The organism is Flavobacterium sp. H4147 (assembly GCF_029360735.1).
Lineage (GTDB): Bacteria > Bacteroidota > Bacteroidia > Flavobacteriales > Flavobacteriaceae > Flavobacterium > Flavobacterium endoglycinae.
In genome coordinates this window covers 410,998-424,630 of the sequence record NZ_JARKNB010000002.1, presented here as the reverse complement: position 1 = coordinate 424,630, position 13,633 = coordinate 410,998, and the positions used below count along the sequence as shown (strand labels likewise).

Genomic DNA, 13,633 nt, shown 5'->3' with positions numbered 1-13,633 from the left:
ATACTTTCATTTAAGTTGTTGTTTTTCAGGTGTTTGTTTTTTGATTGCTGATTTGATTAACATTTTTTTTGCAAAAAGTTCTCTTAAAATTTTGGGACTGAAATTTTTAATTTACCTTTGTTCTATCAAATTAGTAGAATTTAAATAAAATGCAAAGGTTAAAAACTATTTCATATACTTCATTTTTAAACATGCGGGGAATGATGGGCTCATTATGCCTTATGGATCACTGCTATTAAATTCTTCAATCACAATTTCATTTAAAATTTAATAAGACACATCCTTAGTAATAGGGCAGAAATCTCATGACTAATTCACAAAATAATAATCCAAAATAAAAGTAAAATGAAAAAACGAATGTGCAGCAAATAAAAAACCATTTCTGTTGCAGCAGAAATGGCGGAGCTTAAAAGAAATTATACATCTCTATAAGGAAAGCGAGAACGGAGAAATCCTTTTCGGCTCACCTTATTTATTAAACTAAAACAAAGTAATGAAAAAAAAATTAAATAGATATGCATGGTTATGTATTTTCTTGATTTCCATAGGGATTAAGGCACAAGAAACCAAACCGTTAATTCAATCCAAACTGGAAGGAATCGTAGTTGATGCTGTTACAAAAGAGCCTATTATTGGGGCTTCTGTAAACATAAAAGGAACTACACACGGAGTTATTACTGATTTTGATGGAAAGTTCTTTTTCCAAACGGGACAAAAATTACCATATACTTTAATAGTAAGTTATTTAGGATATAAAAAAGCTGAAATTGTTGCTAATGAAAATCCAGTTACAATCAACTTAACTGAAGAGCAGAATTTATTATCAGAAGTTGTAGTTACGGCATTAGGAATTTCAAAAGAAAAGAAATCTTTAGGATATACTACTCAGTCACTTAAAACTAAAGACTTAGAAAATACGAAAGAAACCAATATTTTGAACAACCTTACCGGAAAATTGGCAGGGGTTCGTATTACAAATTCACAAGGTGATATGGGATCTTCTCGTATTGTTATTCGTGGAGAAACTTCTATTGCAGGAAACAATCAGCCTTTATTTGTAGTAGATGGAATTCCAGTAGATAACTCACAACTAGGAAGCGTTGGTGGAGCTACTCGTGACTTTAAAAACGCAATTGCCGATTTGAGTCCGCAGGATATCGAATCGATAAACGTATTAAAAGGACCAAACGCGGCTGCTTTATACGGTTCTCGTGCGGCGCATGGTGTAGTTTTGATTACTACAAAATCAGGAAAAGGACAAAAAGGATTGGGAATAACCTTTAATACTGGAATCACAATTTCTCAGGTAGCTACTTTACCTAGATTTCAAAATACATTTGGGCAAGGTTCTAACGGAAGATTCAGCTATGTAGATGGTAAAGGAGGCGGTGTAAATGACGGAGTTGACGAAAGCTGGGGACCAAGAATGGACGGTCGTCTTATTCCGCAATTCTATTCAAATGGTGAAGCAGTTCCTTTTGTAGCACATCCAGATAACGTAAAAGACTTCTTTAACAATGGATATACTTTTGATAACAGTATTTCGGTTGCGAAATCAAACGACAAATCAGATTTCCGTTTAGGGGTAAACAATCAAAAACAATTAGGAACAGTACCAAACAGTGAAGTAAATAAAACTAACTTTACGATTAATTCTAATTACCAAATCTCAGACAGAATCAAAGTAGGAGTAACAGGTAATTATATTGTTACAGATGCTCCTGCACTTCCGGGTGGTCCATCAGGTAACCGTGCTGCAGGTGTAATGCTTCAGTTTCTTTGGTTTGGACGCCAGGTTGATATCAATCAGCTTAGAAATAACAGAAATGTGAACTGGAACAACAGCTACTACAGCAATCCATACTGGAATGCCTATTATAATACTACAAGCCAGCAGCGTAACCGTTTAATTGGAGATATCCATTTAGAGGCAAAATTAGCAGAAGGACTTGATTTTAAATTCCGTACAGGCGTTGATTACTACAATGACAGAAGAAAGTACACTATTAAATATGGTACAAATGGAACTCCTTACGGTTCGTATGCAGAAGATGCTTACACAGTAAATGAAAGAAATACAGAGGGTATTTTCCATTATGATAAAAAATTAAGCGAAGATTTCTCTTTAGATGCACTTGCAGGATTTAATGTTCGCAGCCGTAATGATGCCAATAACTATCAAAAAGCACCACGTTTAGCGGTACCGGATTTATATACATTAACCAATTCACGTGATCCATTAACATCATCAAATTTATTATCAAGATTAAAAGTGTATAGTGTTTATGCATCGGCACAATTAGGATTTAGAAATTACGCTTACTTAAACGTAACAGCTCGTAATGACTGGTCTTCAACATTGCCAAGCAATAACCGTTCTTATTTCTATCCATCGATTAATGGTAGTTTAATTTTATCTGAAGCTTTAAATCTGAAAAGCAACACGCTTGATTTCTTAAAGTTACGCGGAGGTTGGTCTGAAGTTGGAAATGATGCAGATCCTTACCAATTGTCTACGATTTATAATTTCCAAACAGCATTTGATGGAAATCCTATTCAGACTTCTTCTCAAAAGAAACTGAATCCAGACTTAAAACCAGAAACTACACGTTCTACGGAGTTTGGTATTGAATCTTCTTTCTTTAAAAACAGACTTCACTTTGATGTAGCTTATTATAACACAAATAGTTTTGACCAGATTTTGGAAATCAAAACAACAGCTTCAAGCGGTTACAATTCGCAGTTGATCAATGCTGGAAAAATCAACAACCGTGGTATTGAGGTTCAATTAGATGGAACTCCTGTTCAAGGTAAAGATTTCAAATGGAATGTAGGCTTGAATTACTCAAGAAACAGAAGTAAAGTAGAAGTTTTAGATTATGATGGATTAATTAAAAACTATACTATTGGTTCTTCAGGAGGTGTTGATGTATTGGCATCTGTAGGACAAGCTTATGGTGCACTTTACGGAACAGCGTATCAGCGTGATGAAAACGGAAATATTGTAGTAGGTGCAAACGGATTACCAAAAGCTGATCCGCAGAAAAAGGTTTTAGGACATTACACTCCTGATTACTTAGCCGGTATTACGAATACTATAACGTACAAAAACCTTGAACTTTCGTTCCTTGTGGATGCAAGTGTAGGAGGCGAATTGTTTTCTGGAACAAACAGAACAGGAAATTATACAGGAGTATTAGCACAAACTCTTCCGGGTCGTGGTGCTGAAAATGGAGGATTAAGCTACTATTATCCAGGAAACAATACTGCAAATCCGAAAACATTGGTTGTAGGCGGAACTCCTCCAAGTGGTGTAACGGTTTATGATGACGGTATGATCTTTAATGGTGTCTTTGCTGATGGAACTGCAAATAACAAAGTAATCAGTGCGCAGGAATATTACAAAGCATCATACAATATTAGTGAAGCATATATCTACAGCTCGACTTTTGTAAAATTAAGAGAAGTAAAACTAACGTATAATTTCGACAAGAAATTTGCTAATAAACTTGGATTTCAAGCCGCGAGTGTTACAGCAGCGGGACGTAACTTGTTATTTATTTACAAAGATGCGCCAAATATTGATCCTGAAACAGCTTTCAATACTGGAAACGCACAAGGATTGGAAAGTTTATCGCTTCCAACTACCAGAAACTTCAGTTTGAATGTTAATCTTAAATTCTAAAAACAAGAAATCATGTTAAAAAAACTATTATATACAACCCTGTTTGCACTAACACTGACTTCTTGCAGTGATAGTCTGGATGATATTAATAAAAATCCAAATGCAACCGAAACACCTTTGGCTCCATATCTTTTAACAGGAACTTTAAAACAAGGTGCTGATTTATACTGGGGAGATGCGAATAACTTCAACTCATCTTTGTTATTTGTACAACATTGGGCTAAAATTCAGTATACAGAACCAGACCGATATGATGTATCGAATACTTCGTTTACTTCTTTATGGAATACGGGATATGCAACTTTGATCACAGATTTAAACACTATTCTGAAATTCCCAGAGGCACAAGCCAATTCAAATTATAAAGGTATTGCATTGACATTACGTTCATGGACCTTTTTACTTTTGACAGATGCTTACGGAAATATTCCGTACAAAGAAGCAGGTCAAAAAGTAACTCCGGCTTATGACACGCAAAAAGATGTGTACACAGGATTATTAGAAGATTTAAAACAAGCACAGTCTTTATTAAATACTTCAAACGGTGCTGTAACGGGAGATTTAGTATACAAAGGAGATATTGGAAAATGGAAAAGATTTGTGAATTCACTTCGTCTGCGTATTGCTTTGCGAATTTCAGACAAAGAACCTGCTTTAGCAAAACAAGCGGCTATTGAGGCTACAAATGATGCTGCTGGCGTTTTAAGCAATAACAGTGATACTTTTAAATTTACGTATACAAGTTCACCTCAGCAAAATCCAGCTTCTGCATGGTTTGAAACACGTGATGATTTCCGTATTTCAAAAACAATGGTAGATAAATTAAATGAATTTTCAGATCCGCGTTTACCAGTTTACGCACAACTGCCGTCAGATGCAAGTGTAGGTAAATATGTGGGAGGAGCAAACGGATTATCAAACAGTGATGCTAATAGCCAAGGATTTGCTAAAACATCCAAACCAGGAACTTATTTCCTTACATCAGCATCGCCTGCTGTAATCGCTTCTTATTCTGAAACGCTTTTCAATCTTGCCGAAGCTGCCGCACGTGGTTATATTGCAGGAGATGCAGAGCAGTATTATAGAAACGCCATTATTGCATCGTTCAATCAATTTGGAATCACAGATCCAACGGTTATTGCGAATTACCTTAATCAGGCAGTTGTAAAATATGATGCAACCAATTATGCGAAATCGATTGGAACACAAAAATGGATTGCATTCTTCGGACAAGGTCTTGATGCTTTTACAGAATGGAGAAGACTTGATTATCCTGTTTTAACAGCAGGTCCAGCAACTGTTTTAGACGGAAAAATTCCTTCACGTTTTTTCTATCCTGGAACAGAACAATCATTGAACGGTGCTAGTTATCAGGCTGCAATAGCTGTTCAAGGAAAAGACTTGTTGACAACCAAATTATGGTTTGATGCTAAATAAGCGCTTATTCTAAATTAGCACAAAATTTCATCAAAAAGCCCTGTATCAATTTGATACAGGGCTTTTCAATTTTAAGTAATAAATATCTGCTTTTCTAGACTTTACTATTTTTAGATCTAAATTTTAGAAAAAATGTTACTTATATTGCTGGTACGATATCTTTTACTGGAACAGGCCAAACACCAGGACTTGGGAAACTGATTCCTTTATTAGCACCTCTTACGCTCGCATCTTGTCCGAAATAATACAATGGCCAGCCGTTGTAAGTAATTTGCGATTTTCCAAACACAGTAATAACAGCAAATTTAGATTTGTCAAGAGCAGATGGCACTACAATTTTATCGGTTTCATAAATGGGCCATACGCCATTGTTTGAAAAATCAGCCTTTGTAAAATTGTTTTTATTGAAATTATCGCCTTTATAAGTATACAACGTAATTCCTTTTGCATCTGTAAAATAAGTCGTTAATCCATCTCCAACAGTATAATCTGATTTGTAGTTTTTGCCGTCATGTCCCACAAGCTGACTTCTTACAATCATTATAGAATAATCTGGTTTTGCAATAAACCAAACACCGCCCACTCCGTCTCCAGTAGTTTTACCCGGAGCTTCAGGGCTATTTACTCCACCATATCCGTCACTTGAAGTTACTGGAGCATAATAATATAATGGCCATCCTTTGTACGTTAATTGTTTTTTGCCAGATCCTGTTGTTATAGAACCAAAATCAGAAAATGTCAATCCCGCGCCTAATTTGTCAGCAGTTAAATTATCTACAAAAAATACCGGCCAGACTACTTCGCATCCTCCTGTACAAGAAGATTGGCCATTAGCATCAGTAGAGAAAAAATACAAAGATCTTCCATCTTTGTCTGTAAGATAGGTTCCTAATGTTGTACTCGTAGCAAGGTTGATTTCTTTTTTTGCTTCTGGGGTTGGAGTAGGTTCATTACTATTGTCACTGCTGCAGCTTTGAAAGAGGGTAGTCATGATAACAGCAGCTAAAGCGAATTTGATTTGTTGTAATTTCATTGTAATTTAATTTAGGTTATTGAAAAGTGAAAAAATATAGTACACTGCAACAGCAGTTTATATTTCAAGTTCTAAAGGGGATACTTTGTTTTTACATTTTTTATTCTTTAACGATCAATTGTAAAACAACTATGAGATCAATTACCCTACTTGCTGTGTTATTTATTTTCTAGAAAAGAGTACTAATTTTTTTTAATACGCTGAGTCGGTTTTGTGTATAAGTGAATTGCATCCATACAGAAACTTTAAGGAAATAGAGAAGATTTAGATAATTTTAAATTCATTATTTCCTGAGTAAAGGTTTCTTTTCTCTTCTATATTTCTTATTTTTAATAGATTGAATCATTAAAAATGAATGCAATTATGATTTTAGGAATTAAGCGTTTACTGCCATTTGTATTGTTGATGATCAGTTTTATCACGCCGCACAATATGAAAGCCCAGCTGCTGGGATCAGCCAAAACCACAACTGAAGAACCAGCCAAAACTCCTGATGATTCTTTGGGAAGAAGAACGCCTCAGGGAACAGTTAACGGATTTATTAAAGCACTCGCCGATCAAAATTACCTGCGCGCCAGCCAGTATTTTGTTTTAAGCAAACGTTCGTACCGCAAAACCGCTGAGAGAATCAGAATCGCCAAAACATTTCAGCAGTTATTGGATCAGGGAGGTAATTTATCGCCATCTTCCATTATCAGCAATAAAGAAACCGGTCGTATAGACGATGATCTAGCAACAGGTGTCGATTTGGTCGGAAATATATCAAGTGACAAAACCACTATACCGCTTTATGTCGAAAACCAGTCAGATGACAGTCAACCGCCTTTATGGCTTTTTTCGGCAGAAACAATAGAATCGATTGTATCTGCTGATATTAGAGGAGAAAAAACATTTTTAGACCGAGTACTTCCCAATGTTTTAAAAGAAAAAAAACTAGGAAATGTACCCATCGGACATTGGGGCGTAGTTGTGGTAATGACTATCGTTTCTTATTTACTGTCAAGACTACTGATTTTTGTGTTTGTTTTTCTACTCCAAAAATTATGGAAGAAGGCAGATACCGAAAAAGGAAATGCCATTATAGATGCTTTTACATTACCAGTCCAGATGTATCTGACGGTAATTTTGTTTGTAGCTTTTACTCAGAGAATGGGAATTTCTATAGTAGTAAGACAGCGTTTTAGTATTATCATCATCACCATTGGAATTGTTGCTTTTTTAATTCTGCTCTGGCGAATGACCGATTTTGTGAGCATGTTTACCAGAAGCAGAATGAACAGACGCGGACGAATTTCTGCGGTTTCGGCAATTTTGTTTTTAAGCCGTACCACTAAAGTTGCAATTGTATTCATAGGTATTATCGCTATACTTGGAATCATTGGTGTAGATGTAACTGCTGGGCTTGCTGCTCTGGGAATTGGAGGTATCGCATTGGCACTGGGAGCACAAAAAACAATTGAAAATTTTGTGGGAAGTGTGAGCCTTATTGCAGATCAACCATTAAGAGTAGGCGATTATTGCCGTGTAGATGATATTAAGGGAACCGTAGAATCTATCGGAATGCGTTCGACAACTTTACGCACCTCAGCACGAACGATTGTGACGATTCCAAACGGACAGCTCTCTGCCAGTAAAATCGAAAATTTTGCCCATCGCGACCGTTTTATTTTTAATCCCATTTTTAATTTCAGAATGGAAACAACACCCGATCAAATGCGATACCTGCTGGTAGAACTCAGGTCTTTATTGTATTCTCATCCAGCGGTATTAAATTCACCTCCAGTAGTACGCTTTACCGGAATTACCACCGACGCTTTGAAGGTTGAAATTACAGCTTACATCGAATCCATAAATTTTGAAACATCACAGGAAGTACAAGAAGATTTATTACTGCGCATGATGGATATAATCGAGAAAAGTGGTACTGCTTTGGCTTATCCATCTCAAACACTTTATATGGCACGTGATACTCCTTTTTCAGCCGAAAAAGCCGCTGAAGTTTCAGAAACGGTTAAAAAATGGAAAGAAAACAACGAATTGCAATTGCCAAAATTTGACCCAAAACGTGTTGAAGAATTAAAAGGCAGTATACAATATCCAGAGGAGGGCAGTTATAAACCAGAAGAAGAATAAATTACAAAATACAGGTAAAATCTATGATTTCTGTAACTGACTAACGGAATCCTGTAAATGTTTTGATAATCAGAGTTTTAATTTTGTTTTAAAATTTATAAACTCAAACTACTGGATTATGAAAACACTTTTGAAAACAAGAATCGTAATACTGCTGTTTGCTTCGACAGCGCTATTTTCATGTAAAAAGAATGAGAATAATACTGTCGATGCCAATAAGAAAGATACATTAGATATGTCTGTCGATACCATTGGTCCATCTATTGATTCATCTGCAACCTTAGATCCTGAACAGCATGGCAAATACGGAACTACAGGAGCTACAGGAGAAGGTTCAACTGGATCGGGTACCGATGGATCGCTTCAAAAAGGGAATCAAAATATAAAAACAGATTCCATTAAAAAGTAATCTCTAAGTGTTGAAATTAGATTTTTATTGTTGAATTAAAAATAATAATTATGAAATTACCTAAAGAAATTACTAATGGATTTTTGATCTTCGTAGGGATAGCATTATTCTTCCTTCTAATGGAACTATTAAACCTTTCAAATTTATTTTATTTAAGGCTTCTCAATGTTTTATTTATTTTCTACGGCGTAAACCGAAGCTTGAAAATGAATCTTGCCGAAGGAAAAAACGGATTTGTACCCAATGCCATTTCAGCTATGGTTACTTCATTTACAGCAGTAGTTGTAAGTATTGTGGCACTTCTTATTTACAGTTATGCCAAAGGAGGTGACCGTTATGTAAAATCCTTATCTGAAGCGTTTATGTTTGGAGGAGAGCCTTCCGTTACCACGTATTGTCTTTCGTTGTTTTTTGAAGGAACAGCATCTTGTATCATTGTAACCCTTTTATTGATGTTGTATTGGAATAATAAATATGCAGCTGATTAAATGCAATGCTATACAATTCGGATCATTAAAAAATAAATCCTGAAAAGAAACTATTTAGATTCCTTTCAGGATTTATTTTTATTCGATAATTAATTTTTAACATTAGTAATCGTCATCCTCGTCTTCATCGGGTTTTGTTTCATCTAATGTCCTTCTATTAGCATCATTGTCAAAATCATCGTCGTCATCTTCATCTTTAAGATCCTCATCTAAATCTTGTGCTATAGAGGCATTTTTTTGAAAGAAAGGATCTGAAGTGTCATTTTCTTTTTCATCAGAATGTTCGCTTATGCTATCCTCATCATGATGTGGTATATGACTGTGTCTGTCTGATTCGTTTTGATGCTGATTAATTGCTGGATCTTTTTTTTCCATCGTTTCTGAATTAATAGAATCTCCGGCAGCGTGATCTGCTGCGTGATAAGTAAAATCTTCCTGATTGTAATTATCATAATTTTCTCTTGACATAATATTTAGTTTTAATGTGATACTTAATTCTTTTTTGTATGGTTTGTTCTACTGTTTTTCTCTTGTGACTTGTAAGTAGTTCACGAGCTTGTTTCAATCCTGTTGCAATTGCAACTCCTTCTTCGACGCCATCCTGAAGCAGGGCGTTGGCTATTTCAACAGCTTTTTCCCGAATTTCTTTCGGCTGATTTTTATAGGAGGGAGGATAGTCTCCGGAATACCAAGGCATGACTTAAAAATTTATGGGTTATTTAAGGATTTCCTTCACCACCGCTGGAACCATAGATTTGTCCAGTTGCATAACTCGCATCTTCAGCTGCCAGCTGAACATAAATGGAAGCAAGCTCTGCCGGTTGTCCAGGTCTTCCCATAGGCGTTTGTGAACCAAAATTCTTAAGTTTTTCCATTGTCGCACCACCGCTTACCTGAAGCGCCGTCCATACAGGACCAGGAGCCACTCCGTTTACGCGTATTCCTTTCGGAGCTAGTTGTCGGGCCAATGATTTAATATAATTGGTAGTTGCTGCTTTTGTTTGTGCATAATCGTACAAATCTTCAGTAGGAGCATAAGCTTGAACTGAACTTGTCCCTATTATCGAAGAACCTGGCTTTAGATGAGGAAGTGCAGCTTTTATAATCCAGAAAGGAGCATAAATATTTGTTTTCATGGTCGCATCAAAATCTTCTGTCGAAATATCCAGAATTGAATCATGAGTTTGCTGTCTTGCAGCATTATTAATAACAATATCCAGACCTCCAAGCGCTTTTACGGCTTGTTCGACTAACGATTTGCAGAAATTTTCATCTCTTAAATCTCCCGGAATCGCCACCGCTTTTCGTCCTTCTGCTTTAATAAGCTGAATAACTTCTTTTGCATCTTCCTCTTCAGTAGGATAGTAATTTATCGCTACATCGGCACCTTCCCTGGCATAGGCAATAGCTGCTGCTCTTCCCATACCTGAGTCACCACCAGTTATTAAAGCTTTACGGCCTTTTAATCTGCCAGAACCTTTATAACTCTTTTCTCCATGATCAGGACGCGGATCCATTTTACTAACAAGTCCCGGCCAAGGCTGCGATTGTTCTTTAAAGGGCGGACGGGGATATTTTGTGGTTGGATCTTCGGGGAGTGTAGACCATTCTTCTTTCATAGAAAAATCAGCTCCAATGACTGGTGTAAAAGCAGTTGTTAAACAAATTGCTCCCATTCCTGTTAAAGCAGTTCTTCGTGATATTTTGTTTTTATCATCCATAACTTCAAATCTTAAATTAATATTTTCTTTGAATAGTTAAAATTAATGATATTGATTTCCAGTGTTTTATATGATTAGTTTTTCGATTTACATAATACGCCTTAAAATGAATATCTTACATCTTTTATGGATATAAAAAAAGCCAGTGATTGCACTGGCTAAAATGTTTTACTGTATTTTTTTTAGAGCTTACTCTCGTCATAATCTCCCATCAGATTATAATCTTCTTCTTCCCAATCATTTTCATCATATTCTGAATTATAATCATCATCAAGATAATCTTCTCGAAGATCATCAAGCTTTAGTCCATAATGATTGGCGGCTAATGAATCTGCATTGTTGCTCTCCAAATAATTATCGTAGTTTATCAAAAGCTGCTCTTCGTATGAAGTCAGATCGCTTTCCTGTGGGTCTAAATTAAAGTAGTTATCATATATCATATAAAATCAGTTTAAATTAATAGTAGTGTTCGAGTCAAATTTTTCTTTAGATAAGGAACTCTAATTTATATTCTTTGTTTAATACCTTTCTTATATAATTTTCATCTGAAGTTTCTAAATTTTCATTTATACGTAATTTGAAATTAGATTAAAAATATTTGTAAATTGTTGTCGTGTATACTATATTTGCGACAACAATAAAATTTATAAAGATGAAACAGTTAACATTGCATCACTGCAAGTAAAAAATCTAGAAGCATCAAAAGACTTCTATACTCAAAAATTAGGTTTTGAAATTGGCGATACCAATCCGCAAGCTTGTATATTTAAGTATAATCAGGGAGAAGCAAGCTTTGCTATTCGCACACCGCTTGAACCAATTGAAGGAAAAGAATTAGGAATTGGTGTAGCACTCTGGTTTGCGGTTACCGAAAACGTAGACGAACTAAAAGAAAAATACATTGCAAATGGTATAACGACTGCAGGACCAATTATAGAAACACCATTTGGAAGAGCATTTCATGTAAAAGATCTCGATGGTTATAAACTCACATTTTTGGAAACAAAATAAAAGTTGAAATACAAAGAGTTTAATTATCAAAAGCAAAGCTATATATTTACCCAAGGCAAATGCCTCAAAATTAGTATGGAAAAAAAAATAGAATTTAAGTTTAAAAGTCCCAATGAAAGTCCTGGTTATTTGTTAGGACAAATGACATTATTGTGGCAGCGCAAACAAAAGAAAGTTTTGGATCCGTTAAATTTGACACAAACGCAATTTGTACTGCTGGCTGCCTTGGGCTGGCTTTCACGCGAAAATGAAAATGTTACCCAGATCGATATTGCCAATCAAGGAAATGCCGATAGAATGATGGTTTCTAAAGTACTTCGAACTTTGGAGGAAAAAGAATTCATAAGCAGACAAGAACATCCAACCGATACAAGAGCCAAAGTAATCAAACTAACACCAGCAGGATCTGAAGTTCTGCAGAAAGCATTAACCACAATTGAAAACGCCGATATAGATTTCTTTTCAGGTTTAGGAAACAACCTAAGCTCGTTTAACGAGAATATGGTGAATTTGATTGAACAGAATAAAGAAGAATAAATATCCATACTTATGGCGTATCTTTGAGAAAGTTAAAAAATAAGCCATATGAAGAAAATAGGATTTTTATCATTTGGGCATTGGTCACATAATTCTTCTTACCAGACTCGTAAAGCAGCAGATACATTGCTTCAATCTATTGATTTGGCTGTAGCAGCAGAAGAGATAGGTATCGACGGCGCTTATTATCGTGTGCATCATTTTGCACAACAGCTTGCGTCGCCTTTTCCTTTGCTGTCTGCCATTGGAGCCAAAACCAGTAAAATTGAGATTGGAACTGGTGTTATTGATATGAGGTATGAAAACCCATTGTACATGCTGGAAGATGCCGGTGCAGCCGATTTGATTTCAGGAGGACGTTTACAACTTGGAATAAGCAGAGGATCGCCAGAACAGGTTATCGATGGCTGGAGTTATTTTGGTTACGAACCCGAAAACGGTCAAACTGATGCCGATATGGGACGTCAAAAAGCATTAGCATTTTTAGAAGGATTGAAAGGTGAAGGATTCGCAGAACCAAATCCGTACCCAATGTTTCCAAATCCACCTGGATTACTGCGTATAGAGCCACATTCTGAAGGATTAAGAGAAAGAATCTGGTGGGGAGCAGCATCTAATGCCACCGCTGTTTGGGCAGCAGAAAATGGAATGCATCTTCAAAGTTCTACTCTTAAGTACGATGAGAACGGAAAACCTTTTCATGTACAACAAGCAGAACAAATCAGATTGTATAAGGAAGCATGGAAAAAAGCAGGACACGATCGTGAAGCTAGAGTTTCAGTAAGCCGTTCGATTTTTGCCATTACCAACGATGAAGATAAATACTATTTTGGAGGGCAGGGAAAAGGAGCTGATAGTTTTGGTTATATCGAACGTGATAAAAGAGCTGTCTTTGGTAAAACTTATGCCGCTCAACCTGATCAACTAATTAAAGAATTGGCAGAAGACGAAGCCATTCAAGAAGCCGATACTTTATTATTGACGATTCCTAATACGTTAGGTGTTGACTATAATGTGCATGTATTGTCATCTATTTTAGAATATATTGCCCCTGAATTAGGCTGGCGATAAATTTTATGAAAAAATAAAAGCCCTCTTTTTAAATAAGAGGGCTTTTATATACTTTTACATTCTTATGTATGAAATTTTCCAAAAGTATCTAGAAGAAAAAGCCTTCTG

General features: G+C 35.9%; 13 protein-coding genes. 8 read left to right on the top strand and 5 right to left on the bottom strand.

All coding sequences use genetic code 11. The features are described 5' to 3' along the window. Window positions 1–493 precede the first annotated feature (493 nt). Together P2W75_RS09620 and P2W75_RS09615 are read left to right on the top strand one after the other, a co-directional pair. A complete protein-coding gene (locus tag P2W75_RS09620) occupies window positions 494–3,685 on the top strand; it encodes a SusC/RagA family TonB-linked outer membrane protein (RefSeq protein WP_276380216.1) in 3,192 nt (1,063 codons plus the stop codon). Between the two features lie 12 nt (window positions 3,686–3,697). Then, complete coding sequence (locus P2W75_RS09615; protein WP_276380214.1) at window positions 3,698–5,122, top strand: SusD/RagB family nutrient-binding outer membrane lipoprotein; 1,425 nt, start codon at window positions 3,698–3,700, stop codon at window positions 5,120–5,122. Between the two features lie 139 nt (window positions 5,123–5,261). Here the strand turns inward: P2W75_RS09615 and P2W75_RS09610 are convergent, their stop codons facing one another. Continuing rightward, window positions 5,262–6,155, bottom strand: a complete 894-nt coding sequence (locus P2W75_RS09610) for a hypothetical protein (protein ID WP_276380213.1) — start codon at window positions 6,153–6,155, stop codon at window positions 5,262–5,264. 351 nt (window positions 6,156–6,506) lie between these two features. On the opposite strand from P2W75_RS09610, the gene P2W75_RS09605 reads away from it, so the two are divergent. From P2W75_RS09605 to P2W75_RS09595, 3 genes are all read left to right on the top strand, one after another. After that, complete coding sequence (locus P2W75_RS09605) at window positions 6,507–8,288, top strand: mechanosensitive ion channel family protein (RefSeq protein WP_276380212.1); 1,782 nt, start codon at window positions 6,507–6,509, stop codon at window positions 8,286–8,288. Between the two features lie 118 nt (window positions 8,289–8,406). Next, entirely contained in the window at window positions 8,407–8,697 is a 291-nt protein-coding gene (locus P2W75_RS09600) for a hypothetical protein (protein ID WP_276380210.1), read from the top strand. A 50-nt stretch (window positions 8,698–8,747) separates the two neighbouring features. Continuing rightward, entirely contained in the window at window positions 8,748–9,185 is a 438-nt protein-coding gene (locus P2W75_RS09595) for a hypothetical protein (protein WP_207296462.1), read from the top strand. Between the two features lie 102 nt (window positions 9,186–9,287). On the opposite strand, the gene P2W75_RS09590 is transcribed toward P2W75_RS09595, so the two are convergent. From P2W75_RS09590 to P2W75_RS09575, 4 genes are all read right to left on the bottom strand, one after another. Then, on the bottom strand, window positions 9,288–9,653 hold the full coding sequence (locus tag P2W75_RS09590) for a hypothetical protein (protein ID WP_276380209.1): 366 nt from the start codon (window positions 9,651–9,653) through the stop codon (window positions 9,288–9,290). Continuing rightward, window positions 9,634–9,882, bottom strand: coding sequence for a hypothetical protein (locus tag P2W75_RS09585; protein WP_276380208.1), 249 nt, complete (start codon window positions 9,880–9,882; stop codon window positions 9,634–9,636). Before P2W75_RS09585 ends, P2W75_RS09590 begins: the two co-directional genes overlap by 20 nt. Window positions 9,883–9,904: 22 nt before the next feature. Further along, a complete protein-coding gene (locus tag P2W75_RS09580; protein WP_276380206.1) occupies window positions 9,905–10,906 on the bottom strand; it encodes an SDR family oxidoreductase in 1,002 nt (333 codons plus the stop codon). 182 nt (window positions 10,907–11,088) lie between these two features. After that, on the bottom strand, window positions 11,089–11,346 hold the full coding sequence (locus P2W75_RS09575) for a hypothetical protein (protein WP_276380205.1): 258 nt from the start codon (window positions 11,344–11,346) through the stop codon (window positions 11,089–11,091). Between the two features lie 142 nt (window positions 11,347–11,488). Between P2W75_RS09575 and P2W75_RS09570 the strand changes: the two genes are divergently transcribed. From P2W75_RS09570 to P2W75_RS09560, 3 genes are all read left to right on the top strand, one after another. Next, the gene (locus P2W75_RS09570; protein ID WP_373921638.1) at window positions 11,489–11,917 is read left to right on the top strand and encodes a VOC family protein; all 429 of its coding nucleotides are present in this window, start codon (window positions 11,489–11,491) and stop codon (window positions 11,915–11,917) included. A 75-nt stretch (window positions 11,918–11,992) separates the two neighbouring features. Then, window positions 11,993–12,454, top strand: coding sequence for a MarR family winged helix-turn-helix transcriptional regulator (locus P2W75_RS09565; RefSeq protein ID WP_276380204.1), 462 nt, complete (start codon window positions 11,993–11,995; stop codon window positions 12,452–12,454). A gap of 48 nt (window positions 12,455–12,502) precedes the next feature. Further along, the gene (locus P2W75_RS09560; RefSeq protein ID WP_276380203.1) at window positions 12,503–13,525 is read left to right on the top strand and encodes an LLM class flavin-dependent oxidoreductase; all 1,023 of its coding nucleotides are present in this window, start codon (window positions 12,503–12,505) and stop codon (window positions 13,523–13,525) included. Window positions 13,526–13,633 lie beyond the last annotated feature (108 nt).